Origin of the sequence: uncultured Slackia sp. (genome assembly GCF_959608125.1) — a bacterium.
Lineage (GTDB): Bacteria > Actinomycetota > Coriobacteriia > Coriobacteriales > Eggerthellaceae > Slackia.
The window spans coordinates 15,888-40,290 of record NZ_CAUHPG010000014.1 but is presented as its reverse complement, the minus strand read 5'-3'; the positions used below and the strand labels follow the sequence as shown (position 1 = coordinate 40,290).

Here is a 24,403-nt window from a genome sequence, read left to right as displayed (position 1 = left end):
GTATCAGGGTTTTCGTGGATACGACGGCGCCGTCGGCCATATTCGCGATACCGTCACGGACTCGTTGAGAAAAGTTGAGAAACGCTACACGAAATGGGCACGGGCAGGTCTGCAAGCGGCTGCACCGTGCCCGAAAATGAACGAAGGCCGATGCGACGAATGCGCGCATCGGCCTTCGCGGCCTTCGGGGCGGATTGGTCGACCCCCTTACTCGCCCGCCGCTTCGCGAGCGGCCTTTGCGGCGAGCGCCGCCTTGACTCGCGCCGCCTTTTCGGCTTCTTTCGCAGCGGCTGCAGCCTTCTCTTCCTCGGAGGGCTCGGGCTTGTGAAGCGTCTCAGCGCTCTTTTGCGGAGCAGGCGCGGGGTAGTTCGGATCCATCGTCAGCGAGTCCTTCGGACATTCGCGCACGCAAGTCCCGCACTGAACGCACCTGAAACGGTCGATCTGCCAGAATTCTTCTTTCTTAACCACCTTGATGGCATCGGTCGGGCAGCGCTTCTCGCAGATGCCGCACAGGATGCACGTATCGATGTCGTTGAGAATCTGACCCTTAAGACCTTCGGGCTGATAACGCTTCTGCGCCGGATACATAATGGTCTCCGGCTTCTTGAACAGCGAACGCAGGGTCATCTTCCCCAGTTTGAAGTTTCCCATCGCGTCCTACCTTTCAGAGCAGCTGATACACGGATCGATAGTCAGGATGACCATGGGCACGTCGGCCAGGTCGCATCCCTCGAGCGCCTTCACCATGCCGGCGAGATTTTGACTGGTGGGCGTGCGCATACGCATGCGATCGAGGTTCTTGGTGCCGTTACCTCGCGCGTAGTAATAGCACTCGCCGCGCGGCTGCTCGAGCACGCTTGCGGCCTGCGAGCCCGCAGGAGGCGTCAGCTTGCTTTTCTCGCCGATGCCGTCATGGGGCATCTTGGCGGCCAATTCCTTGATGATGGCGATCGATTGGTTCACCTCGAGAGCACGTACCTTGCAGCGAGCGTAGCAATCGCCTTCGTCGGAGAGGATGGGCTCGAAGCCCTCGAGGTCGCCATAGCCGCCACGGCCGAGCATGCGAGCATCGTAGGCGACGTTGGAAGCGCGGGCGAACGGACCGACCATGCACAACGCTTCGGCCTCCTCCTTGGACAGATAGCCGACGCCGCAAAGCCTGCTTTTCACGGAAGAGTCTTTCAGGAAGGTGTCCGTGATTTCCTTGTATTCGGATTCGATGCTGTCGAGCTTGTCGATGATCGCCTTCATCATGACGTCGTCGATGTCGCGGTTCACGCCGCCGATGCAGACGGCGGACAGGATGACGCGGCCTCCCGTCGTGGCTTCGAAGATGTCGAGGACGCGCTCACGCAGCCGCCAGCAGTGCATGAACAAGCTCTCGAAGCCGAACGCGTCGGCCGCAAGGCCCATCCACAAAAGGTGAGAATGCATACGCGAGAGCTCGTGCAAGATCACGCGGATGTATTCGGCGCGCTTGGGCACCTCGACTCTCATGAGGTCTTCGACCGTCTCGGCATAGCCGAGGGAATGGCCGAAACTACAGATGCCGCAGATTCGTTCGGCAACGTAGATGAACTGATGGATGTCACGCGTTTCCACGAGTTTTTCGAGACCGCGGTGGATGAAGCCGATCTGAGGGATGGCCTCGATGACGCGTTCGTCTTCCACCACCAGGTCGAGATGAAGCGGCTCGGGCAGCACCGGGTGCTGCGGGCCGAAGGGAATGACCGTCGCTTTGCCCATGCTATTCGCCGCCTTTCTTCTCGGCGGCGATGCGCGCCGCCTTCGCTTCCATGGCCGCACGCACTTTGGCAGCCTTTTCCGGATCCATGCCCGCGAGCTTCTGCTCGAGTTCATCGCGCTTCGCGCTTTCGGCTGCCGCCTTCTCCTTGGCGGCTTTCGCCTCCATGGCTGCGCGTACCTTAGCCGCCTTCTCGGGGTCCATGCCCGCCAGCTTGGCTTCGAGGTCGTCGGCGGGCTTGTCTTTGCCCGCGGCCTTGGCGGCCTTCGCCGCCGCGATTTTGGCAGCCTTCTCGCGAGCGGCTTTTTGCGCCGGCGAGATGACGGTCATCGGCTTGTCCATGGCCACTTTATAGAAGTTGCCCGCGAAGTCGATGGCGATGTCGGTGATGCTCAAGCCGAATAGGTCATGCGCCTCGTTTTCGAACGGAAATGCTGCCAGATAGAAGCCCGTGACCGACGGAACGCTTTCCGTTGCCGTATCGATGCCGCGGATAGTGTAGTTTTCCAGGCGGTCGCCCTTCATGAAAGCATAAAGGGCGTCGATGCCCTGCTCCGTGTTGACGCAAAGCATCTGGACGAAGCGGTAGCCGTCGTTGCGCTTCTTTTCCGCGAGCGCGAGCAGATCGGCCGTCTGGATGGTTTCGAACGTGGTATGCAACGCCATTGTCCTACTCCCCTTTCTTCTTCGAGGCCGCAAGCGCCTTCGATTTCTCCTCAAGAATGGCAAGACCCTGAACGACGCCATCGATGATCGCTTCGGGGCGCACCGCACATCCAGGAACGTAGACGTCGACCGGAATGGCTTTGTCCACGCCGCCGATGATGTTATAGCAGTCGTGGAAGATGCCCGCCGAACATGCGCAGATTCCGCATGCCACGACGACTTTCGGCTCGACCATCTGATCGTAGATCTCTTTGACCACGCCGATGTTCTGTTCGTTCACCGAACCGGTAACGAGGAAGATGTCGGCGTGTTTGGGATTGCCCGTATTGATGATGCCGAATCGTTCGACGTCGTAGAGAGGCGTCAATGCGGCAAGCACCTCGATGTCGCAGCCGTTACAGCTGCTGCCATCGTAATGGATGACCCAGGGCGATTTGGAAACACTGCTCATGATTGGCTCCTACGCGAAAATGATGTACAGCACGAGACCGAGGATGTTGACGAGGCCCGCGACGAGCGAGACGATCCAAGCCCATTTCAGACAGGCCTGCCACTTCACGCGCGCGAAATTGTTGTCGATCCAGATTTCGAGGAAGTAGACGGCTGCCGCCACGACGATGGCGAGCGCAATGGACGCCGGGTTGGACCAGACGAAGAACATCGCCACCCAGGCCATGAACAGCACGTTCTCGCACCAGTGCATCACTTCCACTTTGGCGAGCGTACGACCGGACATCTCCGTGGTCACGCCTTTGACGAGCTCCTGGTGGGCATGGTGCGAATAGGACAGGTCGAACGGCGACTTACGCAGCTTGATGGTCAGCACGAAAAGCAGTCCGATGAAAATCGGCCAGGCGGCGACGATCATCGGAGCCCCGCCGTAGAACACGCCTGCCACATCGAAGGTGCCCATAGTGAGCAGCATGCCCACCGCTACGAACAAAATCATGGGCTCGTAAGACATGACCTGCAGGATTTCGCGGTCGGCGCCGATTTCCGCATAGGGCGAACGCGACGAATACGCAGCCAGGATGAAGAACAGGGCCGACAGCGTCACCAGAAAGACGCACATCAAGAAATTGCCGCCGCCGAAGAACACGCCGCCGGCGATCAACGTGAAGATGAGCGCCATGGTGATGTAGGTTCCTTCGACCGTGTTGACGCTTACGTCGTCTTTGGCGATGAGCTTACGCACGTCATAGTACGGCTGCAGCAGCGGAGGACCGACACGGCCCTGCATGCGGGCGCTGACGATGCGGTCGATACCTGCCAGCAGGCATCCGAGAACAGGGCCGATGACGAGGAAGGCAACGATGCCGATCAGCGTAGAGAACACGCTTTCATTCAGCAAGGCGGTCTGCAGGTACAAGGGCAACGAAACGGAGCCGACCGCGCCGCCTACGAAAATGCTCGCGACGATGCATACGACGAGCACGGCGGCCGTAATCACGGTTGCGGGCTTGTCGAGGCGCCTCTCGCCGAAGATGCCTTCGAGATACCAATTGCGAGAGGTGGCTTCGCGCTCGCCGCCGAGAGCGCCCTTGAAGACGCGTTTCGAAGAGTCGACGGTGATGCCTGCCATATAGACGGGCACAATCTTTTTCTTCGCCTTTCCGAGCGTGCCGAAAAGCACCACGACGATAAAGGCGACGATGATGGCCATAATCGCCATATTATCAAAGCCGATGGCAAGCGGCGCCATACCGTAGACGCCGGTCAGATAAGGCTCGACGAATGCGGAGGAAATGAACGGCATGCCGACGCAGCAGGCCACGACCAGGACAGCCATCAGCAAAATAGCTCCCCATTCGGTCTTGTTGACCGAAAGCTCTTCGTTTTCGCGATGGGCGGCGATGCCGGCGAGCTTGCCGAGCCACTTGCCCCAGAACATGAAGGTGGCCGCGCTGCCGAACGCCAACAGGACCAGCAAGACGACCTGGCCGGTGGTAGCGAACGACACAAGCGTTGCCCACTTGGAAACCAGCATGCCGAACGGCGCGATGAACATGGTCATGATGCCGAGCATCATGAAGCGCGCAAGGCGGGGCATGCGTTCGAACAGCTCGTCCATGTCCTCGATGTTGCGGCTGCCGATATGGTGCTCGGCGGTGCCGACGCACAGGAACAGCAGGCTTTTCGCCACGGCATGGAAGATGACCAGGAAGATGGCGGCCCAGATGGCCTCAGGCGTACCGACGCCTGCGCAAGCGGTGATCAAGCCGAGGTTGGCGATCGTGGAATATGCGAGAACGCGCTTGGCGTTGCTCTGCGAAATCGCCAGGAACGAGCAGAACAGGAAGGTCAGACCGCCTACAAGGACGACCATACCCGACGCGATAGGAAAGACCAGGAACAGCGGAGAAAGCTTGATCAGCAAAAAGACGCCCGCCTTCACCATGGTGGAGGAATGAAGCAGCGCGCTCGTGGGCGTGGGGGCGACCATGGCCCCGAGCAACCAGGTATGGAACGGCATCTGGGCGGCCTTGGTCATGCCGGCGAAGGCGAGCAGCACGACCGGAACGGCGAACAAGGCGGCCGCGGCCGTGCCGGCCGACATGGCGCCCGCCATCAGGAACTCGCTGAACACCAGGGGCAAACCGTTGATGGCGGCGAATGCGATGGCAATTTGGAATGCGATGCCGCCGAGCATGTTCATCACGATCTGACGGAATGCATTATTAATCGCCTCGTCGGTCTTGGTGAAGCCGATGAGCAGGAACGAACACAGCGTGGTGACTTCCCATGCGGTATAGATCCAGGCCATGTTGTCGCTGAATACGATGTTGAACATGGCGGCAAGAAACGCGAACATGAGGGCGAAAAACCAAGGACGGCGGTCCTTCTGCTCGGGATGATGTTCCTGGAAGTCTTTCATGTATCCCAGGGCATATACGCAGATGCCTGAGCCGACGATACCGATGATGAGCGCCATGATAACGGTGAGCTCGTCGACGCGCATCTGGGTGGAGAACTCATGGCCGGCCAGGACAGACACTTCCAGCCAAATCGCCATCACAAGCTGCACCAGAGCCAATCCGAGCGCCAGCATGCGTTTGTAACGGATCGCGTAGGCGAGAATGAAGACACCGACGGCCATCTCGATCAAGAAATTGACGATTCCCAAAACGCCGGCAGACGACTCGGGAAGCGCGAAATACGCAGGGCTCTCACCGAGATAGCGAACCGCGAACACGACTGACAGCAAGCCGATCACCGCGGCAAACGCCACGGCCAATACGTTTCGAGCCTTGTCACAGCGCACCACCAACATCAGCAGCGCTGCGAGACAGGGCACGCCCACGAGGGAAACGATCAACTCCATCGGTTCCTCCTCCTTCGCACGGTCGATACAACGAAAAGCGGCGAGAGAACCTCGCCGCTTCGTACTCTATCAAAGTGGAGCAAATGTATTCGAAGTGCCACCGATTCGATCACGTTTGGGGTCGATGCTTATCGGTGAATGGGGACGTCCCATGCCGCCGGCCGTCGAATGCGCCTATTTCGCGCGCTTGGCATACGTCGTGAGCTGAGAGACGTTGAAAAGCTCGCCGTCGCTTTCGCGGTACTGTTCGATTTTCCATACCTGAATGCGACCGCCCTGGCGAACGGACGTCGCAACGCTGCGAATGGTGTCGCCCAAAGCAACGGGAAGAAGATGCGTGCTCGTCAAATCGAGGCCGACGATGTAGTCGGCCGCACCTTCGAGTGCGAGATTGGCCGCCTCGCTCGCAACGCTTTCGGCCAAATAGGCGCTCATACCGCCATGAAGGATTCCTTGGGGCTGCAGCATCTCTTCGACAACGGGGGTGACCATCACCACGCGGCCTTTCTCCTTCTCGACAAAGCGTCCGCCGATTCGTTCGAAAAACATCATGGATCTTCCTTCCTTCAGGCAATCGTCGTTCCGTGGCTACGCTAACGCAGTGCGGCGATGCTGTCGATGGGCAAATACGCTAACGCGTATGAGCCGGTTTGCCGCCCCAATATAGCTCTATAAAGTGCTTCTTAGGTTCGTCTATGCCTCCGATCAGGCGCAAGGATGCTTCGGCAATATCGATAGCAGCATCGGGGCGCCGCAATATCTCCCCATTGACAAGCATGGCCTGCAGGCTCGAGGGGTTGGCATGCAAATGGCGCAAGGCGCCGAGCAGTTCACGCGCCGTCGTAACATGCATTCCTACGCCAAGCGATGTGAGCATGCTCGTATTCGCCTTTTCTTGGCCGTACGACCGGCCCAAAAGCACCATAGGAAGCCTTGCGCAGAGACACTCCGTTACTGTGAGTCCTCCTGATTTGCAAATGGCAAGATCGCTCGCGGCCATAAGAGCGGGCATTTTATCGACATAACCCATGATGCTCATATTGTCTATAGACATGGCTTCCCTTTGCCGCTCGAGATGCACGGCGTACTCCTCATCCCTGCCAGGAAGGAATACGAAATGCATGCCCGACAACCCCTTGAGATACGGAAGGGTCTCATCCATGGTCGCGCGGAAACGCACGTAGGGCTGCGGGAGATGGGCGCCCGCCATAACAAGGACAATCGTCTTGTCGCGCGGCAGGCCGAGCTCGTCGCGTACCGCGGCAACATCGTATTTCTCGCCTAGGCCGCCACGCACGGGGATGCCGGTCATTTCCATCTTGCGTTCGGGAACCCTGCGGGGACGCAGCGTTTCTGCCATGGCCTCCGTGGCAACGCAGAACAGGTCGGCTTCTTTATGAGGCCACAGTCCTTCGATTTCGTAATCGGTCGGTACGCAGACAATGGGAAAACGCTGCCCCGTGAGCATGCGTGCACCGACGATGGCATTGGCCGCGGTGATGTGCGTGCAGACGACCACGGAGGGCTTGCGCTGCTCGACGTATTCGGTGAGCTTTCCGAACATGACGTGCGACCACGCGGTGCCGCCGCCCCACAGAAGCCTGCCAGTGAGGGTATAGCGCCACGTGATGTCGTAAATCGGCCTCGTAGGACCGGTGAACATGGAGGCGGTCTTGTCTCCGTCGATAGGAACGCGGCCGTAATCGAGAATGTCGATGACCTCTATCTCTGCATCAGAAGGAACGCGCTCGTTATCGGACGCTTTCAGAGCCTCGAACGCCTCGGCCACGGCCAAGGCGGCGCTGCGATGGCCCGAGCCGACCGATGCATGCATCACGAACACAACGAACGGATCGCATTTCGCGTCGCCTCCAACCTCCGGCGCTTCGCCGGAGGTTGAGCGGACGATAGAGCTTTCCTCCGCAACGTCGTGGTCCTCGCGGATGGAGTCGGATTCGGCCACCGGATGCCCCCCTGTCGTCTTCATGCTGTTTCTCGCCGTCTGATCATACGAACGCGGCTTCGAAAGAAGCATAGCTTATTTATCATATGCTCACGAAAAGAGCGGTATCGGTGAAACCGAGCCGTTGACGTGAGGAGGATGCACATGATCGACCCCGAAAAAGCCGCCGTTGTGATGATAGACATGCAAAACGGCTTCATACACGAGCGCTCCCCTCTCCATATAGCCGGGGCGCGCGCAACCGTCGACGGTTGCGCGTGCGTACTCGACGCCGCGCGTCGTGGCGGCATGACGATCGTCCACGCCGTACGGCGTTACGCCGCCGACGGCTCCGATGTCGAGCCATGCCGCTACGACGCATGGCTCGACGGTCAGCCCCTCTCCGAGGGCTGCGACCCTGCGATCGACACGCGCGAGCCTTCGGAACTTGCGCCGAGCGAGGGCGACCTGACCGTCGTGAAGCCGAGCTTTTCCGCTTTCTTCGAAACGAATCTGCACGAGATTCTTCGCGACAAGGACATCAGCACCGTCGTGCTGATAGGGACCACGACGCCGAATTGCATTCGCAGCACCTGCTACGATGCCCTTTCGTACGGATACAACGTGGCCGTCGTAGAAGACGCCACCTCGTCGCGTACGGAAGAAGTCCAGGCGGCCAACATAGCCGACATGGCCTTCATCGGCGCTTTCGTGCTCTCGAGTAGCGAATTCACGAAGCATCTGCTTGCGAATATGGACGATACCGCACGCCGGGTGCGCGAAAGCATCAGTCGGAGCGCTCGAATGAGATGACGGCGCGGCCGCATCTGTTAGACCATGCTACGCGCAGTCCGCACGATGCACATGCGGAAACGATGCGAGCCATGCCCGTCTTTTCTGTGTCGACCGCCCCGAATCGATAGAGCGCCTGCAGCAGCAACGCATTGCGCGCGACGATGCCGTCGTCGGCATCGTAGTAGGAAGAAAGCGATTCCAGTGCTCCTTCTCCGCACCTGGAAACGACGCATTCGCCGGAAAGAAAGGCTCCAGGTGACGATATCTCGACGAATCCAGGCGACACCACCGCTTCTACGGGGCCTGTTCCATCGTAGTCGCGATGCACGAAAGCGTTGAGGAGCGCCTCGTCGAGGGCGCGGGCAAAACACGATGCCCGTCCTTCTTCCGGCGCCATATCTATACCGAACGCGCGCAGCGCATAGCGCCTGAGGAAGATCGAGGCTTCATCGAGAGCGGAAGAAAAGACCCCTGCGTAATCGACTCCTTCGATTAGGACGTCGCAACAGGTTGAATCATAGACGCGACATAGGACGAGCGGCTCGTGCGTGGGTCGGAACAGCAGCGCGGCGGCGTTTGTCAGCATGCCGCCGCGAGATAGGCCGAGGTGTCGCAACGCCGCCTGAGCATCGTCGCAGAAAAACGGGATGCGACGCTCGGCGCATCCTTGTCGTACGGCCAGCATGACGCCGAAAGCGTCCGCCTGGTCGACGGCATGGCCGCTCGAGCGCATGTCCCATGGCTCTCGATCGCGCGAAAGAACCTCTTCGCGTGCGGGAAACGACGGCGGACGATGCTCTGAATAGGTATACGACGCGGTCATGACAGCCCCCTTTCTAGGAAGCGGCTGTCCTTCGCGCGAAGTTAGGCTGAACCAACCGTTACGAACGTTTGTTTCGTTCATAATAGCGAATATTTGTTCGTAAATCAAGCGTCGCAGAGGCGTTCTCGTCGGCAAAAATACGCCAGGCGACCCCTACTCGTTCGGGATACGCAGCGCGGCCCGGGGATTCTCGACGAAGCGCGCCTCGTCGACCACCGCGACGCCCGCCGAGCGCAGCGCGCGCACGGCGATACCGTCCCCTTCGGCCAGCCGTCCCGAAAACGTGCCGTCATAGATCGATCCTACGCCGCACGAAGGACTTTTCGCCTTCAGCACCGCCAGGCGGCATTCCTCGGACCGGGCGGTCTCTACCGCCATGAAGGCCCCGCGCGCGAACGCGTCCGTCACGTCTTTCCCCGTTGCGTCGAACACGTGAACGCCGTCGGCCGCTATCTCGCTCGCCGGTCGAGGGCATGGCAACCCGCCGTCTCGCTCCGGGCAGACGAGAACGGGCTTGCACCCGTGTGCGACCAGCGCCTCCGCCAGTCCGACCGCCGTTTTCGCCTTTCCGTCGTAGCGGCATGGTTCGCCCAGAAGGCACGCGCTCACCAGAACGTTCATCGTTCGTCCCTCGCTTTCGAAGCCGATTGGAAACCGACGCGACCCTCATCCCCGCGACGGCCTCGTGCCATGATAGCGCAGCGGGAACGGCGCCGAGGAGAAGCGCGGGCGATGCACCTCATGACGAAACGGCCGCGAACCCCTACAATCCTGTCATTGCAAAAGCCGTACGACCGAACGCCGACAGAAGAGGTCCCACGCCGATGGATATCATGCAAGCGATAGAGCACCGCCGCTCCGTGCGCAAATACTCGAATGCGCCGATCGACCCTGCAGCCGTCGAGCGTCTCGAGCGCATCATCGCGCATTGCAACGCCGAAGGCGGGCTTCGTTTCCAGCTTTGCCTGAACGACCCTGCCCCGTTCGCGTCACGCTTGGCCACGTATGGCATGTTCGAAGGCGTGAGCGACTACGTGGCGCTCGTCGGTGAAAAGGGCCCGCTTCTCGAAGAGAAGGTCGGATACTACGGAGAGCTCGTGGCCCTCGGGGCGCAGATGGCGGGGCTCAACACCTGCTGGGTCGCGCTGACCTATCGCAAAAAGGCTCTTTCCGCGACAATAGCCGACGGCGAAGCCTGCCCCTGCGTGCTCGCGCTCGGATATGGACTCGACCAGGGATTTCCCCGTAAGACGAAACCTGTCGGGAAACTTTGTCGCAGCGATCGAGACCCTCTTCCTGATTGGTTCGCGGCCGGCATGAAGGCGGCCCAGCTCGCCCCGACGGCCCTCAACCAGCAGCGATTCCTCATCACGCTCGAAAACGAAGCCGTGCAGGCCGTCGCGCTCGCCGCTCCGTGCGCGAACATCGACCTGGGCATTGTGAAGCGCCATTTCGAACTGGGCGCGCGCAGCGTGCGCCCCGATTGGGACTGGAAATAGCAAGGCCCGCCCCTCGAAAAGAGAGGCGGGCTCCGAATCCTGCGTCAATGCGGATGGCGGATGTCGTTTCAGCGCGAATGCGCTACTGGGCGGGATAGAATCCCGAAGGCTCCTCGGAAAGGTTCACCAGGATATTTTTCGTCTGGCAATAGTGCTCGAGCATCACTTTGTGGGTCTCGCGGCCGATACCGGACTCCTTATAGCCGCCGAACGGGGCGCCTGCAGGAATCTGGTTGTAGGTGTTCACCCACATGCGGCCGGTCTGGATGCCGCGGGCCACGCGGAAGGCGCGGTTGATGTCGCGCGTCCATACCGCTCCGCCGAGTCCGTAGACGGAATCGTTGGCCAAATCGATGACCTCCTGCTCGTCTTTGAACTTCATCACCACGGCAACCGGACCGAAAATCTCTTCTTGGGCGACGCGGCAGGAATTGCTCGGGATTTCGAGCAGGGTCGGTTTGAGGAACGCGCCCTTGGAAAGCTCGCCTTCCGTCGCGCGCTCGCCGCCGACCAGCACGCGACCGCCTTCCCGCTTGGCGATTTCCACATACTCGAGGATCTTATCGGCCTGTCGCCGATCGATCTGGCTTCCCATCTGGGTCTGCTCGTCCCACGGCAATCCGACTTTAACCTTTTTGAAAGCCTCGACCGTCTCGGCGACGAACTCGTCGTAGATGTTTTCGTGGACGAAGATGCGGCTACCGGCACAGCAAACCTGTCCCTGGTTGAACAGAATGCCCAGTTGGATGCCGTCGATCGCCATGTCGCGCTTGGCGTCGGGGAACACGATGTTGGCGGATTTGCCTCCAAGCTCGAGCGTTGCGGGAATCAGGCGGTCGGCGGCGGCTCGGGCGACCTCGCGGCCTACCTCGGTAGAACCCGTGAACGCGAGCTTCGCAAGCCTCTTGTTCTCAAGCAGATACTGGCCCGACTTCGACCCGCGGCCCGTGACCACGTTGAAGACGCCGGCAGGGATGACGTCTTGGGTCAGGCGCGCCAGCTCGAGCGCCGAAAGCGACGTGGACGACGACGGCTTGAGAACGGTGCAGTCGCCGGCGGCGAGCACGGGCGCGAGCTTCCATGCGGCCATGAGCAACGGGAAGTTCCACGGCACGATCTGGCCCACCACGCCGATCGGCTCATGCAGCACGATCGACATCATTTGCGGCGTCACCATATCGGCCTCGCCGGTCTCGGCGAGCAGGACGCCCGCGAAATAGCGGAAGTGCTCTGCGGAATAAGCCACGTCGATCGCGCGGGTTTCACGGATCGGCTTGCCGTTGTCGATCGATTCGACGAGTGCCAGATGCTCGGCGTTTTCCTCGATGATGTCGGCGACGGCGGTCAGGATGCGCGCACGTTCCGTCTTGTCCGTGCGACCCCATGAGACGAAGGCCTCATGGGCGGCGTCGACTGCCGCGTCGACGTCTTCGCGCGTCGCATCGGCGATGCTTGCGATCCTCTCTCCGTTAGCGGGGCAGTAGGTATCGAGCACGGCGCCGTCGGACGCCTCGACCCAGCGACCGCCGATGAAAAGCTTGTAAGAATCGGAAACGGGATACTTCATGGTATCGCTCCTTTCTGACGAGGGCGTTTCCTCTCGGTATTTGCGCGTCATAATACCTATTGTTTTTGTAGGATATATGATCGATATGTTACAGAACGAATAACAGATACCGAAGCGAGGCCTCCCTATCCCGCCCGATTCGTACGGCTCCTCCCACGCCATTTCATTTCTTAATAAGTAAAGCCTCCGCAATCGGCAGAGGCTTCGGGAAAGCGGGCCCGGACGAACGGGCCCGAAACATTGCATGAAGCGGCCTAATTCACCTTGACCAGCGAGAATACTTCGACGTCGGTGGCTTCGGCGATGGCTTTGCGAGGCTCGAGAAACGTAAGCTCCATTAAAAAGCCCATGCCCGCCAGGCGCGCGCCGAAACGCTCGACCATACGGGCCTGCGCCACGGCGGTGCCGCCCGTAGCGACCAGGTCGTCGACGATCAGCACCACGTCGTCGGAGGAAATGGCGTCGAGGTGGATTTCGAGGGAGTCGGTGCCGTATTCGAGCGCGTAGCTTTCGCTCGCCGTTTCGCGAGGAAGCTTGCCGGGCTTGCGGGCAGGAACGAAGCCCGCGCCGAGACGATGCGCGACCGGGGCGCCTACCATGAAGCCGCGCGCTTCGGCGCCGATGACCTTGGTGACGCCTGCATCGGCGAAATGCTCGGCGATAGAATCGACAACCGCGCCGAATCCTTCCGGATCGGCGAACAGCGGCGTGATGTCTTTGAACACGACGCCCGGTTCGGGGTAGTCGGGAATGTCGACGATCAGACGCTCGAAATCGTATGCGGCCATGATATTCCTTTCTGCGTGCCTCTTTTCGAGGCCCGGTAGAGCTTTCGTGCCTGATGCATTGTACTACTCCCCCGGCGCCTCTTCTTGACGGCGCGCGCATGCTCGTATAAAGTCCCGCCGATACCGCACTGCACAAAACACATGTCTATTTCAGGAGGAAGCATGGCAAAATCGGTGAACGATAGGAAGGTAGCCATCGTCGGATGCGGATTCGTCGGATCGTCTTCGGCATTCGCGCTGATGCAAAGCGGGCTGTTCACCGAGATGGTCCTGATCGACGTCGACCGCGACCGCGCCGAGGGCGAAGCCCTCGACATCAGCCACGGCCTGCCCTTCGCCCGCCCCATGAACATCTACGCGGGCGATTACGACGACGCTGCCGACGCCGCAGTCACGGTGATTACGGCCGGCGCCAACCAGAAGCCGGGCGAAACGCGCCTCGACCTGGTGAAGAAAAACGTCGCCATCTTCAAGACCATCATCCCCGAAATAGCGGCGCGCGACTACCAGGGCATCGTCTTGGTGGTGTCCAACCCCGTCGACGTGCTCACCTACGCAACCATCAAGCTCTCGGGCCTGCCGCTCGGCCGCGTGCTCGGCTCCGGCACGGTCCTCGACACCGCGCGCTTCAAGTACGCGCTCGGCCAACACCTCGGCGTGGACCCGCGCACCGTCCACGCACGCATCGTCGGCGAGCACGGCGACAGCGAAATCGCCGTCTGGAGCACCGCCAACGTAGGCGGCGTGCCGATCAACTCCTTCTGCGAGCTGCGCGGATTCTACGACCATGAGGCATCCATGCGCCGCATCGCCGAAGGCGTGAAGAACAGCGCCTACGAAATCATCGAGAAGAAGAACGCTACGTATTACGGCATCGCCATGACGGTCAGGCGCCTGTGCGAGGCGATCGTTCGAGACGAGAAGTCGGTCCTTCCCGTCTCGAACCTGATGCAGGGCGACTACGGCCTCGACGACGTGGTGCTGAGCATGCCTGCGATCATCGGCCGCGGCGGAATCGAGCAGAAGGTCCCCATCAGCCTGAGCGCCGAGGAGCAGCGCAAGCTCGAGGAATCGGCCGCGGCCTTGCGCGCCGTGATCGACGAGCTCGACCTGCCCAACACGAACGCCTAGTACGACGAGGGCCCGCAGCTTCGAACGAAGAATGCGGGCCCTCGTGCGTTTTCGGAGGGCGCGCCGCATGGAGAGTTTGCGGCGGGAACGCTGCCGGCACGACCCGAAGGTTCGCTGACGCTACCATATCGTTACATCATTGAAATATCTCGTACCGTAGAAAGCCCGCATGAGCCCTCGCAAAGAAAACCTCTCCCTCGATTCAGCCTATTTCGTCGCGTTCGAAATGACCCACGACGCCCTCAAGCGGGGCCTGAAAGCGGCAAGCGAGCTGAACATCACCCAGTACCGCATGCTCGTCAAACTGGCTGCGGCGGGCGCGCCCATCGCCCAATCCGAGCTTTCCGGCATGCTCGGGCTGCGCCCCAACGTGGTCACCCAGGCCGTCAACGCCCTGGAGGAAGCCAGATTCGCCAAACGTGAAGTGGGAACCGGCGACGGACGAGCGCGCATGGTCGAGGCGACCGAAGCAGGCATCGCCCATGTAGGCGTCGCCAACGAATCGATCGTCGCGCAGCTCTATGCACTCTTCCCCACCGAAGACGCCGCATGGCGTGCGATTTTGGAAACGTCCATCACGGCGGGTTCGTTCATCGACCCGCCTATTTCGGAGCGCGAGACCGCCTGCTATCCGGCGTCGCGAGCGCTCGCTTCGCTCGAACGTTTCCGTTCGGCCATCGAAGCGGGCCTGCGTGACGCCTGCGGCGCCTCGTACAACGAATGCCGCGTGATGCAGCGGCTCGCCGAAACAGGACGGCCTATGCGTATCGGAGACATCGCCGCGCAGCTGCAGCTTTCGCCCGTCAACGTCGCCCGGGCCGCAGACAGACTCGCCGCACGGTCGTGGGTGCGTCGCATGGGAGCCGCCCATGACCGCAAGGCGGTCTTCGTCGAAGTCACCGAAGCAGGCGCCAAACAGCAGCGCGTCATCGCCCGCACGGTCGACGACCTGGGACGGAAACTGCTTTGGAAGCATTTGAAGCGACCGCAGCGCGACGCGATCCGCGCCGTGACCGATACGGTCATCGAGGGGCTGCGCGAACGCGAACGGCGCAAAGACCTCGCGGTAGCCGAGAATCTACGGCCGATCGGCTAGGCGCAACGTCGTCCGACGCCGAAAAAAAGAGAGGGCGGCCCGCACAGAACCATCCTCTCTTCCATCTTTCACTATTGCGCGATTTATCGGGCATTTTTCGCCAAGCGCCAGGCGATGGCCGCCATGACCGTATTCGCGGCGACGTCGGCGACGAGCCAACCGCCCGTGCACATGCCGTCGATCGAAGTCGTATTGACCGACGCGAACGTGCCGACCGTCAGCAGCATCGTCACGACGCCGCACAATACCGTGGCGATAACCAGGTTCTTCGCCAGCGCGCATGGCGATTCGGCGCGTACAAGGCAGGCATGCACGACCAGCGACGCCGCGGCGAGCAGCGTGCCGATGAACGCCGAAAACACCACGACGGCCGCGAACAGGACAAGCGCTCCAGGCAGCTTCGAGCTCATCGAGGCGACCTGCACGCCGCTCAAGATGCCGCTTGTCACGATCAGAAGGCATACGACCGCAACGAACGCCGTGATCCAGCCCCACAGAAAGGCGGTGCCTGGATGAGCGGGAGCCGCGTCGCGGCGCGTCAGGTAGCCGTACAGCGCCACGCCTGCCGTCGACAGCGTCAAGGCAAGAGAGCCCGCGAAGATGAACGCCACGAACGCCGAGCCGGTAAGGATGGAGCAGACCACGTCCAGGATAGCCACCCCCGATGCCGAGATATAGTCATAGGCGATCGTGCCGGTCATGTCCATGATCCACAGGCCTATCCTGGCCAGAATCGCTATCACGAGCGCGATGGCGAACAGCCCCGCATACGGGCGCGCCATGTCTTTCATCAATTTAGCCATCTCAACCTCCCCAGCGGCGCCTTAGGCGCGGTCCAATTCATGCTCGACGGCCGACGTGCCGCACAGATATCCTCCGCAGAACGCCAGGCCCACGTCGCCCATCAGCGATCCGAGGATAGGGTCGCCCACGTAGCTGTTCTCGCCGCAGGCACCGCCTGCGGTATGCCAGCCTGCATACAGGCCTTCGACGGGCTTGCCGTCGAAGGCCATGACCTGCATGTCCTCGTTGATCGCCAAGCCCGCCTTGGTACCGTACAGGTTGCCTCCGATGCGGCATCCGTAAAACGGCGGCTCGGTTATCGCATGGAGCCACTCCTTCGGCATGGGATACAGGTAATCGTCCTCGCCGCGCTCGCACGCCTCGTTCCATTTCGCCACCGCATCGACTAAGACGCCGGGGGCGAATCCCAAATCCGCCTCGAGTTCTTCGAGCGTGTCGCGGCGCTTGAGCACGTCGGCGTCGATCGCGTCCTGCACGCCGTGGTGCCAATCGCGGTAATGCGGCGGGACCTTTTCAATCTGCTCGAGGTCGGGCGTGATGAGCTTGCGGCAGTGCTCCTGCGCGAAACCGGCCAGGTGGTCTTCGTAGTTCGCGTCGAAAATGATGTAGGAGCGATGCCCGGGAGGCGTCATCTGAATCGTCGCCAGATCGCCCAGCGCATAGATCGCGTTCGCGCCGTCCTCGCCGACGCGACTGTCCATATAGCGCAGACGGTTGCCGCATCGGTCGATCGTCAGCCACGGCTGGCGCGAGAGCTGCGTCATGCCGTCGTAGAGGAAGCGCGCCCATTGGCCGCCTTCGGCCTCCCAATCGACGCCGCCGTCGAAGCTCGCCGAACTGTTGAAGCCCGAAACGTCGGCCCCGACGCCGAGGCCCATGCGGAAGCATTCGCCCGTTTCGCCCAAGGTGAGATAGCTCGACGCGCAACCCATCGCCGCTGTGGGGATGTACCGGTCGAGCAGCGCCTTGTTGTTGCAGAAGCCGCCCGCGGTCAGAATAACGGCCGCCGAGGCGTGGATGAACACTTCGCGCTGGTAGTCCTCTTCGCACACGACGCCCACGATGCGTCCGTCGCCATCTTGCACGAGCGCCGCGGCCGGGCACTGGAAGCGGTAGTCGACGCCCTTGCGTTGTCCGTAGTTGAACATGGCATCGGTAGCGTCCTTCATCTTGAGGACATGGTGGTCGAGCGTGGCGTTTTTGGGAGCAACGTACACGGGAACCTCGCCCAAGCGCCACTGCACGCCGCATTCGGCCATCCAGTCGAGGCTCGGTCCGCCCTGCTCGGCGATTTTGTATATCAGCTTCGGATCGGCCGCATAGTGGTATTCGTCCATGGCCCAATCGGTCAAAGCCTTGGCGTCGAACGGGTAAGACGGAAATGCGAATCGCTTCGACTCCTGCATTTTCGAGCCGCCAAGAATGCCGCACATGCCCGCTTCCTGGGCGTTGCCGCCATGCAGGCCGGCCGCTTCGACGCAAATGACGGATGCGCCCAGCTCGGCCGCGCGGGCCGCAGCGTTCAAGCCGCCGCCTCCTGCTCCGACCACGCAGATGTCGCACTCGTAATCCCAGACCTCGGGAACCGCGCGAGGCGGAATGGGCGTCGCGTCGTCGGCGGGAAACGCTGCGGCGTTATGTTCGCGATACGTTCCGTCGGAAGCGGTCGCGTTCGTCTTTGCGCTTTCCGGGACCTCGACCGCACGCGATCCGTCAGCCGACCAGTCGCCGATGAATCCGGCCTCGACCGCCTGGGCAGGCTGCGTTGCGAACGCCCCGGCAGCGACGGCTCCCGCTCCCGCGACGGCCGCGCGCGCGAGGAAATCGCGGCGCGAGATGCCTTCGTTTTTGTATTCGTTCATCAGGACCCCCTATTCGCCTGCCGTCGCATTGGCGCCGGCCGCCATCTCGGCCTGCGCTAACGCGTCGTCGACGGCCATCTTCACGCCTGCCGTCGTGATCGTCGCTCCGCTGATCGCATCGATATCGGAGCCTTGCGCCGTCTCGATCATGGCGGCGAACGTGCCGTCGCGCACGGCCTCATAGCCTCCGCGGCTCTGGCTTTCGCCCTCCTGGGTCACCTCGAGACACGAAATATGATTGTCGTCGACAAGCAGCGTGACTGTGACCAGGCCCTCCATAGCCGTTCCTGTGCCGGTATAGACTCCGTCGGCATACGTCCCCGCGGCATGCGGGCGCGCTTCGGACTGCTGGACCGCGGCCCACGGATCGTCCGTGCGCATGGCAAGCTGCTCGGCGCTCGCCGCATCCTTCGACCCAGACCCCTCGAACGACGCTCCGCAGCCCGTCAGACCGAGCATGAGCACGGCCGCAGCGCCTGCCGCCGCCTGCGTCTTCCCCTTCATAGAACCTCCCCTCGGGAAACGGCCGAAACCGCTTCCGCGTTGTATCCAACGATGACGCGCCCCTAGGCGGGATTCGTCCATCCCTCGGGCGTCAGATAGTCGTGGCATGCGTTGCAGTACATGTTCGACGCCTTATGCACGCCATGGCAGTTGCTGCAATCGATCGGAGCGCCCTGGTGCGATTCATGCGGATTGACGCCTGCTTCTCCGCCCCAATCGGCCGTGGCCGCGACCACGTCCTGCATGTCATGGCAGCCGCTTCGGGCGCACATCTTCTCGTCCGCCGTCACGCCCACCGTGGCGATATCGCCGTTTTCGTCGACCTCGAAATCGCCGCGGACCCATGCCGCCCCCTCGGCGATCTGCTCGTCGATCTTTGGCTCGTGGCAATCGAGGCACGAAGCGTCGGCGCGATAATGTTCATTGGCGCACAAGGCCTCGTTGCTGTAGTAGCCCTCCACGTAGTTGTCCATCGGAACGTGGCAGATCGCATTGCAGAAGCTCGGCTGCTGATGCCAGACGAAAAAGCCCGCGCCTGCGAGCACGAGGATCGCAACGACGCAGCCGACGACGATCGGCCACTTCTTCTTGGTCTTGGCGCGCGGATCATGATGCGCCGCGTCGGCCGACGTCCCCTCATGCTGCGGCGTCGCCTCCGGTCCGCCTTCGCGCGCCTGCGATGTTTCGGGATAGACCCCCCGTTCTTCCCCGCTCATCGATTCCCCCTCTCTCCTTCTTTCTTTTACTTCATTGAAGTTTTTAATTCATTACATCAATGAACTTTATGGGGCGCACTATATCACGGAGATATCGAAGTGAAAATAGCCTTTGTCCTGGTTTTTTACGGATTGACGGATTGTCAAAACTGTACATTGACGCGGCGTCAAAAGGGAGCGTATGCTGCAGAAATCAAGGGGAATGCGACGAGGTCGACGCGCAAAGGGGAACGTGCGTCCAACGCTTCTCGCCGCATATGCGAAGGCTGCCGGATCGGCACGCGTTTCACGAAAACGCGCCGCATCCGCGCCGAAGGAGGAGCCATGGGGCGCCGAGAGCAGATCATCGCCTGCACGCGCGAGCTTTACGAGGAAAAGGGCCTCGCCAAGACGTCCGTGCAAGACATCGCCGACAGGGTCGGCGTCACGCGCAGCCTTTTCTACCATTACTTCACCGACAAAGACGCCGTTACTTCGGCTGTGCTCGACTCGTATATCGAGGATTTCCTCGGCATGCTCAAGACGTGGAACGACGATCGCGTGGAAGGCGACGTCGACGGCGCGCTCGATACGCTCGTTCCCGTGCTGCGCCGGGCGCTGTTCGACCGCGGCTCCTTTCGTCGCGCGCTGGCGTCGCGTGAAAACGCCGCGCTTTACATCGATTTCATCAACCGCGTGGCCGACCAGGCGGCGCGCTACATCGTCACCACCACGGTGCAGGATTACGAGCGCCTGCACGAGGTTCGCATCGAGCATGTCTATGAATCGTTCTATGTGCTGATCATCGGCGTCGTTGGATATCTGAGAACGCACCCTGACGCATCCGATGCGATCGTCAAAGACATCATCGCCCAGTCGCTGCATCTCGACAGAGGGCGCTTACGAGCATAGAACCGAGCGGCACGCGCCGCAACGAAACCGAAAAGCCGCGAATCGACACTCCTCCTGCGCTTCGGCATCGCGAAGCGCCCAGGTTCGAGCGTCCGAAATCGCGCACCGACGGCCGGGAAAGGACGGCGACGACACCACGGCACAGCCGATTCGAGCATTACAACACAAGGAGTTATCATGCTATTCGACGTATACGGCGATACCGCCGTCTTCCAGTGGGTCGGATGGATCATCGTCTTCGTCGGCCTGATCCTGATGAACGAGTTCGCCCGCCGCACCAAAGCGGGCGGTATCATTTGCTTCCTGGTCATTCCCGCCATCCTGACGGTCTACTTCATCGTCATCAGCATCAGCGCCGCATCGGGCGCGCAGTGGGCGCTGGACAACCCCACCTATACCGATATGAACAGCTGGTTCCATTATGCGAAGCTTTATGCGGCGACCATCGGCTGCATCGGCTTCATGGCCCTGAAGTATCGCTGGGGCAAGATCGGTAAAAGCCATTGGTTCAAAGCCTTCCCCTTCGTCATCGTCGCCATCAACATCCTGATCGCCGTGGTGAGCGACTTCGAGAGCGCCGTGCGCGCTTTCGGCACCACCTGGGTTTCCACCGAAGGAGTCACCCTCTACGGCGGTTGGCATAACGTGTTCAACGGCATCGCCGGCATCATCAACATCTTCTGCATGACCGGCTGGTGGGGCATCTACGTGTCCAAGAAGAAGCAGGATATGCTCTGGCCCGACATGACGTGGGTGTTCATTCTCGCCTACGACCTGTGGAACTTCTGCTACACCTACAATTGCCTGCCCACGCACTCCTGGTACTGCGGCCTGGCTCTGCTGCTGGCCCCCACGGTCGCCAACGCGATCTGGAACAAGGGCGGCTGGATCCAAAACCGCGCCTACACGCTGGCCATCTGGTGCATGTTCTGCCAGGTCTGCCCGATGTTCGCAAACGATAGCGTGTTCGCGGTGAACTCGGTCAACAACCCCGACATCAACCTGGTCATTTCCGTGATCGCCCTGGTCGCCAACGTCGCGGCCCTCGGATACATCGTCTACCGCGCCAGGAAGCTCGGCGTGAACCCCTACACCCACGAGGTGTTCACGGGCACCCGCGACTTCGTCAAGGCGATGAACCGTCGCGAAGACGAGAACGGCGAACTGGCGGCCTAACGACCCGCCGAGGCGCTTTCTAACACCGCATCGATACGTATTGAAAACCCCGGCTCTCGATGAGGCCGGGGTTTTCGCGTGTCGGCGGTCGACTTTCCGCCGCGCCGCCGACATCGCCCATGTAAGCGAAAACACGGGAAATGCTATTATAGAAACCGTATATCGAAACGACGTGAAGGAGCCGCCATGATGATTTCGACGAAAGGGCGCTATGCCATGCGACTCATGGTGGACGTCGCAGTCAATGCGCAGGAATCGCCCGCGTCCCTGAAGGATATCGCCCAACGCGAGCACATGCCGCTCAAATATCTCGAGCAGCTCGTGCGGTCGTTGACCCGCAGCGGCCTGCTGAAAAGCGTGCGCGGCCAGCGCGGCGGCTATCTGCTGTCCCGAGAAGCGGCCGATATATCGGCGGGCGACATCCTGCGCGCCGCGGAAGGGACCACCGCGCCCGTGGCCTGCCTCGATGGAAACGTGGTCGATTGCCCGCGCATGGGAACGTGCACCACCCTTTCGTTCTGGCAAGGGCTCGACGAAGCCATCGAGTCCTACGTCGACGGCGTGACCCTCGACGACCTGGCCCGTCCTCACCGTCTCGAAACATGCGCGGCGCGTTCTGATTCCTAAGGGCCCGATTCCCCTCTCCCACGCCTCTTTCGGCCCTCTGCCCTTAATTGATACCTTTTTAGTATGAATTAGCTTGACACCCTGTTCGCATGCCTTATTTTAATCCTAGAAAATAACTATGATTAGAAAGGCATGCCATGAACCCTGACATCCTGCTTTCTGTCCAGGGCCTTAGCGCCTCCGCCGACGGCAAACCCATCCTCCGCGATATCTCGCTCGACATCCCCGCCGGCCAGACCCATGTCATCATGGGCCCGAACGGCGCAGGCAAATCGACCTTCGGCCACGTCGTCATGGGCGACCCCGCCTACGGCGTCGACAACGGATCGATCCTGCTCGCAGGCGACGATATCACCGGGCTTTCGCCCGACAAGCGCTCGCGCGCCGGCGTGTTCTTGAGCTTCCAGGCCCCCGTCGAGATTCCGGGCGTTCCCGTCTCGAGTTTCCTGCGAGCCCAGACCGCGGGCCGCGACGGCATCGAGATGAAGGGCAAGCGATTCCGCCGCCACATCGCCGAACTGGCCGAAACCCTGGAAATGGACCCGTCCTATCTCGAGCGTGAGCTGGGAGTGGGTTTTTCGGGCGGCGAGAAGAAAAAGCTCGAGATGCTGCAGCTGCTGCTGCTCAAGCCGCGCCTGGCCATCCTCGACGAAACCGACTCGGGACTCGACGTCGACGCGCTCGGCGTGGTATCGCGCGGCATCAGGGCCTACCGCGAATCCTGCGAAGGAACCCTCGTCATCATCACGCATAACACCAGGATCCTCGAGAACCTGCCGATCGACCGCGTGCATGTGATCGCCGACGGCCGCCTGGTCGAAAGCGGCGACGCATCGCTTGTGGAAGAGATCGATCGCACCGGCTTCGAGCGATTCGTCCGCCACGAGGACGAGGCCGCCGCGCCTTGTTCCGACGCACGCGACGAGCTGCATTGCGACCACGCCGACGAGGGCCTTCTCGGCGGCAAGACCGAAGGCGACTGCGTCGCCGCAGATGAACGGTAGGTGGCGCCATGGCCGAAAACCGCACCGAGGTCGCCGATATCGACCGCAGCATGTATGACTTCCGCTTCGAAGACGCCGGATTCGAGCGGGTCGACGCGGGTCTGACCCCCGCCATCGTCGAGGAGATTTCGCGCAAGAAAGACGAGCCCGCCTGGATGCTCGAATTCCGCCTGAAGTCGCTTGAAACCTACCTGAGTATGCCCGCTCCCGACTGGGGCCCCGCCCTCGACGGACTCGACATGGACAATATCGTCACCTACGTCAAGCCCGACACCGAGCAGAAAAGCGATTGGGAAAGCGTGCCCGCCGATATCAAGGACACCTTCGAGCGCCTCGGCATCCCCGAAGCCGAACGCGCCTACCTCGCGGGCGTCGGCGCCCAATACGATTCCGAGCTCGTCTACCACAGCGTCCAGGAATCGGCCGCGAAGATGGGCATCGTGTATTCGGGCATCGAAGAAGCGCTCAAGGGAGACTGCGCGGAGCTCATCCGCGAGAAATTCATGACGCTCGTCACCCCGCGCGACCATAAGTTCGCGGCGCTGCATGGCGCGGTATGGAGCGGAGGCAGCTTCGTCTACGTGCCCGCAGGCGTCAAGCTCGACTTCCCGCTGCAGAGCTACTTCCGCCTCAACGCGAAGGGCGCGGGACAGTTCGAACACACGCTCATCATCGTCGAAGACGACGCCGACCTGCACTTCATCGAGGGTTGCTCGGCGCCGAAATACAACGTGGCGAACCTGCATGCAGGCTGCGTCGAGCTGTTCGTCGGCGACCGCGCCCACCTGCGCTATTCGACGATCGAGAACTGGTCGAAGAATATGTACAACCTCAACACCAAACGCGCCTTGGTAGGCGAAAGCGGCTCGGTCGACTGGGTGAGCGGATCGTTCGGCAGCCACGTGGGCTATCTCTACCCCATGTCGGTACTCGCCGGCGAGAACGGCAGCTGCACCTTCACCGGCATCACCTTCGCGGGAACGGCCCAGAACCTCGACACCGGCTGCAAGGTCGTGCTCGCCGCCCCCGGCACGTCGGCCGCGGTGCAGACCAAGTCCATCTCGAAAGGCGGAGGCATCTCGACCTTCCGCTCGTCGGTCGTCGCGACCGAAGCCGCACACGGCGCGAGCGCGAGCGTGTCCTGCCAGTCGCTCATGCTCGACGACGCGAGCCGCGCGGACACGATTCCCGCGATGGACATCCGCTGCAAGCACGTCGATATCGGACACGAGGCGACCATCGGCCGCATCGGCGACGACACCGTATTCTACCTGATGAGCCGCGGCATTCCCGAAGAAGAGGCGCGCACCATGGTGGTCAACGGCTTCGCCGAGCCCGTCAGCAAGGAACTGCCGCTCGAATACGCGGTCGAAATGAACAACCTCATCAAACTCGAAATGGAAGGGGCGATCGGATAATGCTCGACACCGTCATTCGACATGC

The 24,403-nt window shown here is 61.4% G+C and carries 24 protein-coding genes; 9 read left to right on the top strand and 15 right to left on the bottom strand.

Annotation, left to right across the window (positions count from 1 at the left end):
- Window positions 1-207 precede the first annotated feature (207 nt).
- From Q6E04_RS05690 to Q6E04_RS05660, 7 genes are all read right to left on the bottom strand, one after another.
- Window positions 208-654 (bottom strand): 4Fe-4S binding protein, encoded by a 447-nt coding sequence (locus tag Q6E04_RS05690; protein ID WP_303249842.1) that lies wholly within the window; start codon window positions 652-654, stop codon window positions 208-210.
- Between the two features lie 6 nt (window positions 655-660).
- Complete coding sequence (locus tag Q6E04_RS05685; RefSeq protein WP_303249841.1) at window positions 661-1,749, bottom strand: nickel-dependent hydrogenase large subunit; 1,089 nt, start codon at window positions 1,747-1,749, stop codon at window positions 661-663.
- A gap of 1 nt (window position 1,750) precedes the next feature.
- Window positions 1,751-2,413: an NADH-quinone oxidoreductase subunit C gene (locus tag Q6E04_RS05680; protein ID WP_303249840.1), complete on the bottom strand. Its 663-nt coding sequence runs from the start codon at window positions 2,411-2,413 to the stop codon at window positions 1,751-1,753.
- 4 nt (window positions 2,414-2,417) lie between these two features.
- Complete coding sequence (locus tag Q6E04_RS05675) at window positions 2,418-2,864, bottom strand: NADH-quinone oxidoreductase subunit B family protein (RefSeq protein ID WP_303249839.1); 447 nt, start codon at window positions 2,862-2,864, stop codon at window positions 2,418-2,420.
- 9 nt (window positions 2,865-2,873) lie between these two features.
- Window positions 2,874-5,735, bottom strand: coding sequence for a proton-conducting transporter membrane subunit (locus tag Q6E04_RS05670; RefSeq protein ID WP_303249838.1), 2,862 nt, complete (start codon window positions 5,733-5,735; stop codon window positions 2,874-2,876).
- Window positions 5,736-5,909: 174 nt separating this feature from the next.
- The gene (locus Q6E04_RS05665; protein ID WP_303249837.1) at window positions 5,910-6,287 is read right to left on the bottom strand and encodes a PaaI family thioesterase; all 378 of its coding nucleotides are present in this window, start codon (window positions 6,285-6,287) and stop codon (window positions 5,910-5,912) included.
- Between the two features lie 79 nt (window positions 6,288-6,366).
- The gene (locus tag Q6E04_RS05660; RefSeq protein ID WP_303249836.1) at window positions 6,367-7,722 is read right to left on the bottom strand and encodes a glycosyltransferase; all 1,356 of its coding nucleotides are present in this window, start codon (window positions 7,720-7,722) and stop codon (window positions 6,367-6,369) included.
- Between the two features lie 120 nt (window positions 7,723-7,842).
- Between Q6E04_RS05660 and Q6E04_RS05655 the strand changes: the two genes are divergently transcribed.
- Entirely contained in the window at window positions 7,843-8,490 is a 648-nt protein-coding gene (locus tag Q6E04_RS05655) for a cysteine hydrolase family protein (protein WP_303249835.1), read from the top strand.
- On the opposite strand, the gene Q6E04_RS05650 is transcribed toward Q6E04_RS05655, so the two are convergent.
- A complete protein-coding gene (locus Q6E04_RS05650) occupies window positions 8,465-9,295 on the bottom strand; it encodes a hypothetical protein (protein WP_303249834.1) in 831 nt (276 codons plus the stop codon). The genes Q6E04_RS05655 and Q6E04_RS05650 overlap by 26 nt on opposite strands.
- Before the next feature lie 153 nt (window positions 9,296-9,448).
- Entirely contained in the window at window positions 9,449-9,916 is a 468-nt protein-coding gene (locus Q6E04_RS05645) for a DUF523 domain-containing protein (protein ID WP_303249833.1), read from the bottom strand.
- A 203-nt stretch (window positions 9,917-10,119) separates the two neighbouring features.
- Between Q6E04_RS05645 and Q6E04_RS05640 the strand changes: the two genes are divergently transcribed.
- On the top strand, window positions 10,120-10,794 hold the full coding sequence (locus Q6E04_RS05640; protein ID WP_303249832.1) for a nitroreductase family protein: 675 nt from the start codon (window positions 10,120-10,122) through the stop codon (window positions 10,792-10,794).
- 82 nt (window positions 10,795-10,876) lie between these two features.
- Here Q6E04_RS05640 and Q6E04_RS05635 read toward each other — a convergent pair whose 3' ends face one another.
- Both Q6E04_RS05635 and Q6E04_RS05630 read right to left on the bottom strand, forming a co-directional pair.
- Window positions 10,877-12,361 (bottom strand): aldehyde dehydrogenase family protein, encoded by a 1,485-nt coding sequence (locus Q6E04_RS05635; RefSeq protein WP_303249831.1) that lies wholly within the window; start codon window positions 12,359-12,361, stop codon window positions 10,877-10,879.
- Window positions 12,362-12,615: 254 nt separating this feature from the next.
- A complete protein-coding gene (locus Q6E04_RS05630; RefSeq protein WP_303249830.1) occupies window positions 12,616-13,149 on the bottom strand; it encodes an adenine phosphoribosyltransferase in 534 nt (177 codons plus the stop codon).
- Between the two features lie 162 nt (window positions 13,150-13,311).
- Here Q6E04_RS05630 and Q6E04_RS05625 point away from each other — a divergent pair, with 162 nt between their 5' ends.
- Both Q6E04_RS05625 and Q6E04_RS05620 read left to right on the top strand, forming a co-directional pair.
- Window positions 13,312-14,280, top strand: coding sequence for an L-lactate dehydrogenase (locus tag Q6E04_RS05625; protein WP_303249829.1), 969 nt, complete (start codon window positions 13,312-13,314; stop codon window positions 14,278-14,280).
- Between the two features lie 169 nt (window positions 14,281-14,449).
- Window positions 14,450-15,376 carry a MarR family transcriptional regulator gene (locus Q6E04_RS05620; RefSeq protein ID WP_303249828.1) on the top strand — a complete coding sequence of 309 codons (927 nt, stop codon included), beginning with the start codon at window positions 14,450-14,452 and terminating at the stop codon, window positions 15,374-15,376.
- Window positions 15,377-15,459: 83 nt separating this feature from the next.
- On the opposite strand, the gene Q6E04_RS05615 is transcribed toward Q6E04_RS05620, so the two are convergent.
- From Q6E04_RS05615 to Q6E04_RS05600, 4 genes are all read right to left on the bottom strand, one after another.
- Complete coding sequence (locus Q6E04_RS05615; protein ID WP_303249827.1) at window positions 15,460-16,179, bottom strand: hypothetical protein; 720 nt, start codon at window positions 16,177-16,179, stop codon at window positions 15,460-15,462.
- A 21-nt stretch (window positions 16,180-16,200) separates the two neighbouring features.
- Complete coding sequence (locus Q6E04_RS05610) at window positions 16,201-18,042, bottom strand: FAD-dependent oxidoreductase (RefSeq protein WP_303249826.1); 1,842 nt, start codon at window positions 18,040-18,042, stop codon at window positions 16,201-16,203.
- A gap of 9 nt (window positions 18,043-18,051) precedes the next feature.
- Window positions 18,052-18,546, bottom strand: coding sequence for an FMN-binding protein (locus Q6E04_RS05605; protein ID WP_303249825.1), 495 nt, complete (start codon window positions 18,544-18,546; stop codon window positions 18,052-18,054).
- 62 nt (window positions 18,547-18,608) lie between these two features.
- Complete coding sequence (locus tag Q6E04_RS05600; RefSeq protein WP_303249824.1) at window positions 18,609-19,262, bottom strand: cytochrome c3 family protein; 654 nt, start codon at window positions 19,260-19,262, stop codon at window positions 18,609-18,611.
- Between the two features lie 324 nt (window positions 19,263-19,586).
- Between Q6E04_RS05600 and Q6E04_RS05595 the strand changes: the two genes are divergently transcribed.
- The 5 genes from Q6E04_RS05595 (at window position 19,587) to sufB (ending at window position 24,378) form a co-directional block, all read left to right on the top strand.
- A complete protein-coding gene (locus Q6E04_RS05595) occupies window positions 19,587-20,153 on the top strand; it encodes a TetR/AcrR family transcriptional regulator (RefSeq protein ID WP_303249823.1) in 567 nt (188 codons plus the stop codon).
- Window positions 20,154-20,330: 177 nt separating this feature from the next.
- Window positions 20,331-21,329 (top strand): DUF5692 family protein, encoded by a 999-nt coding sequence (locus tag Q6E04_RS05590; protein ID WP_303249822.1) that lies wholly within the window; start codon window positions 20,331-20,333, stop codon window positions 21,327-21,329.
- Window positions 21,330-21,515: 186 nt separating this feature from the next.
- A complete protein-coding gene (locus tag Q6E04_RS05585; protein ID WP_303249821.1) occupies window positions 21,516-21,956 on the top strand; it encodes an Rrf2 family transcriptional regulator in 441 nt (146 codons plus the stop codon).
- 137 nt (window positions 21,957-22,093) lie between these two features.
- On the top strand, window positions 22,094-22,960 hold the full coding sequence (sufC, locus tag Q6E04_RS05580) for a Fe-S cluster assembly ATPase SufC (protein ID WP_303249820.1): 867 nt from the start codon (window positions 22,094-22,096) through the stop codon (window positions 22,958-22,960).
- A gap of 8 nt (window positions 22,961-22,968) precedes the next feature.
- Window positions 22,969-24,378 (top strand): Fe-S cluster assembly protein SufB, encoded by a 1,410-nt coding sequence (gene sufB / locus Q6E04_RS05575; protein WP_303249819.1) that lies wholly within the window; start codon window positions 22,969-22,971, stop codon window positions 24,376-24,378.
- Window positions 24,379-24,403: the final 25 nt, after the last annotated feature.

Bases quoted from the DNA above. Each gene is read 5' to 3' on its own strand.
- Q6E04_RS05690 (WP_303249842.1), bottom strand. From the start codon at position 654: ATGGGAAACTTCAAACTGGGGAAGATGACCCTGCGTTCGCTGTTCAAG.
- Q6E04_RS05685 (WP_303249841.1), bottom strand. From the start codon at position 1,749: ATGGGCAAAGCGACGGTCATTCCCTTCGGCCCGCAGCACCCGGTGCTG.
- Q6E04_RS05680 (WP_303249840.1), bottom strand. From the start codon at position 2,413: ATGGCGTTGCATACCACGTTCGAAACCATCCAGACGGCCGATCTGCTC.
- Q6E04_RS05675 (WP_303249839.1), bottom strand. From the start codon at position 2,864: ATGAGCAGTGTTTCCAAATCGCCCTGGGTCATCCATTACGATGGCAGC.
- Q6E04_RS05670 (WP_303249838.1), bottom strand. From the start codon at position 5,735: ATGGAGTTGATCGTTTCCCTCGTGGGCGTGCCCTGTCTCGCAGCGCTG.
- Q6E04_RS05665 (WP_303249837.1), bottom strand. From the start codon at position 6,287: ATGATGTTTTTCGAACGAATCGGCGGACGCTTTGTCGAGAAGGAGAAA.
- Q6E04_RS05660 (WP_303249836.1), bottom strand. From the start codon at position 7,722: ATGAAGACGACAGGGGGGCATCCGGTGGCCGAATCCGACTCCATCCGC.
- Q6E04_RS05655 (WP_303249835.1), top strand. From the start codon at position 7,843: ATGATCGACCCCGAAAAAGCCGCCGTTGTGATGATAGACATGCAAAAC.
- Q6E04_RS05650 (WP_303249834.1), bottom strand. From the start codon at position 9,295: ATGACCGCGTCGTATACCTATTCAGAGCATCGTCCGCCGTCGTTTCCC.
- Q6E04_RS05645 (WP_303249833.1), bottom strand. From the start codon at position 9,916: ATGAACGTTCTGGTGAGCGCGTGCCTTCTGGGCGAACCATGCCGCTAC.
- Q6E04_RS05640 (WP_303249832.1), top strand. From the start codon at position 10,120: ATGGATATCATGCAAGCGATAGAGCACCGCCGCTCCGTGCGCAAATAC.
- Q6E04_RS05635 (WP_303249831.1), bottom strand. From the start codon at position 12,361: ATGAAGTATCCCGTTTCCGATTCTTACAAGCTTTTCATCGGCGGTCGC.
- Q6E04_RS05630 (WP_303249830.1), bottom strand. From the start codon at position 13,149: ATGGCCGCATACGATTTCGAGCGTCTGATCGTCGACATTCCCGACTAC.
- Q6E04_RS05625 (WP_303249829.1), top strand. From the start codon at position 13,312: ATGGCAAAATCGGTGAACGATAGGAAGGTAGCCATCGTCGGATGCGGA.
- Q6E04_RS05620 (WP_303249828.1), top strand. From the start codon at position 14,450: ATGAGCCCTCGCAAAGAAAACCTCTCCCTCGATTCAGCCTATTTCGTC.
- Q6E04_RS05615 (WP_303249827.1), bottom strand. From the start codon at position 16,179: ATGGCTAAATTGATGAAAGACATGGCGCGCCCGTATGCGGGGCTGTTC.
- Q6E04_RS05610 (WP_303249826.1), bottom strand. From the start codon at position 18,042: ATGAACGAATACAAAAACGAAGGCATCTCGCGCCGCGATTTCCTCGCG.
- Q6E04_RS05605 (WP_303249825.1), bottom strand. From the start codon at position 18,546: ATGAAGGGGAAGACGCAGGCGGCGGCAGGCGCTGCGGCCGTGCTCATG.
- Q6E04_RS05600 (WP_303249824.1), bottom strand. From the start codon at position 19,262: ATGAGCGGGGAAGAACGGGGGGTCTATCCCGAAACATCGCAGGCGCGC.
- Q6E04_RS05595 (WP_303249823.1), top strand. From the start codon at position 19,587: ATGGGGCGCCGAGAGCAGATCATCGCCTGCACGCGCGAGCTTTACGAG.
- Q6E04_RS05590 (WP_303249822.1), top strand. From the start codon at position 20,331: ATGCTATTCGACGTATACGGCGATACCGCCGTCTTCCAGTGGGTCGGA.
- Q6E04_RS05585 (WP_303249821.1), top strand. From the start codon at position 21,516: ATGATGATTTCGACGAAAGGGCGCTATGCCATGCGACTCATGGTGGAC.
- sufC (WP_303249820.1), top strand. From the start codon at position 22,094: ATGAACCCTGACATCCTGCTTTCTGTCCAGGGCCTTAGCGCCTCCGCC.
- sufB (WP_303249819.1), top strand. From the start codon at position 22,969: ATGGCCGAAAACCGCACCGAGGTCGCCGATATCGACCGCAGCATGTAT.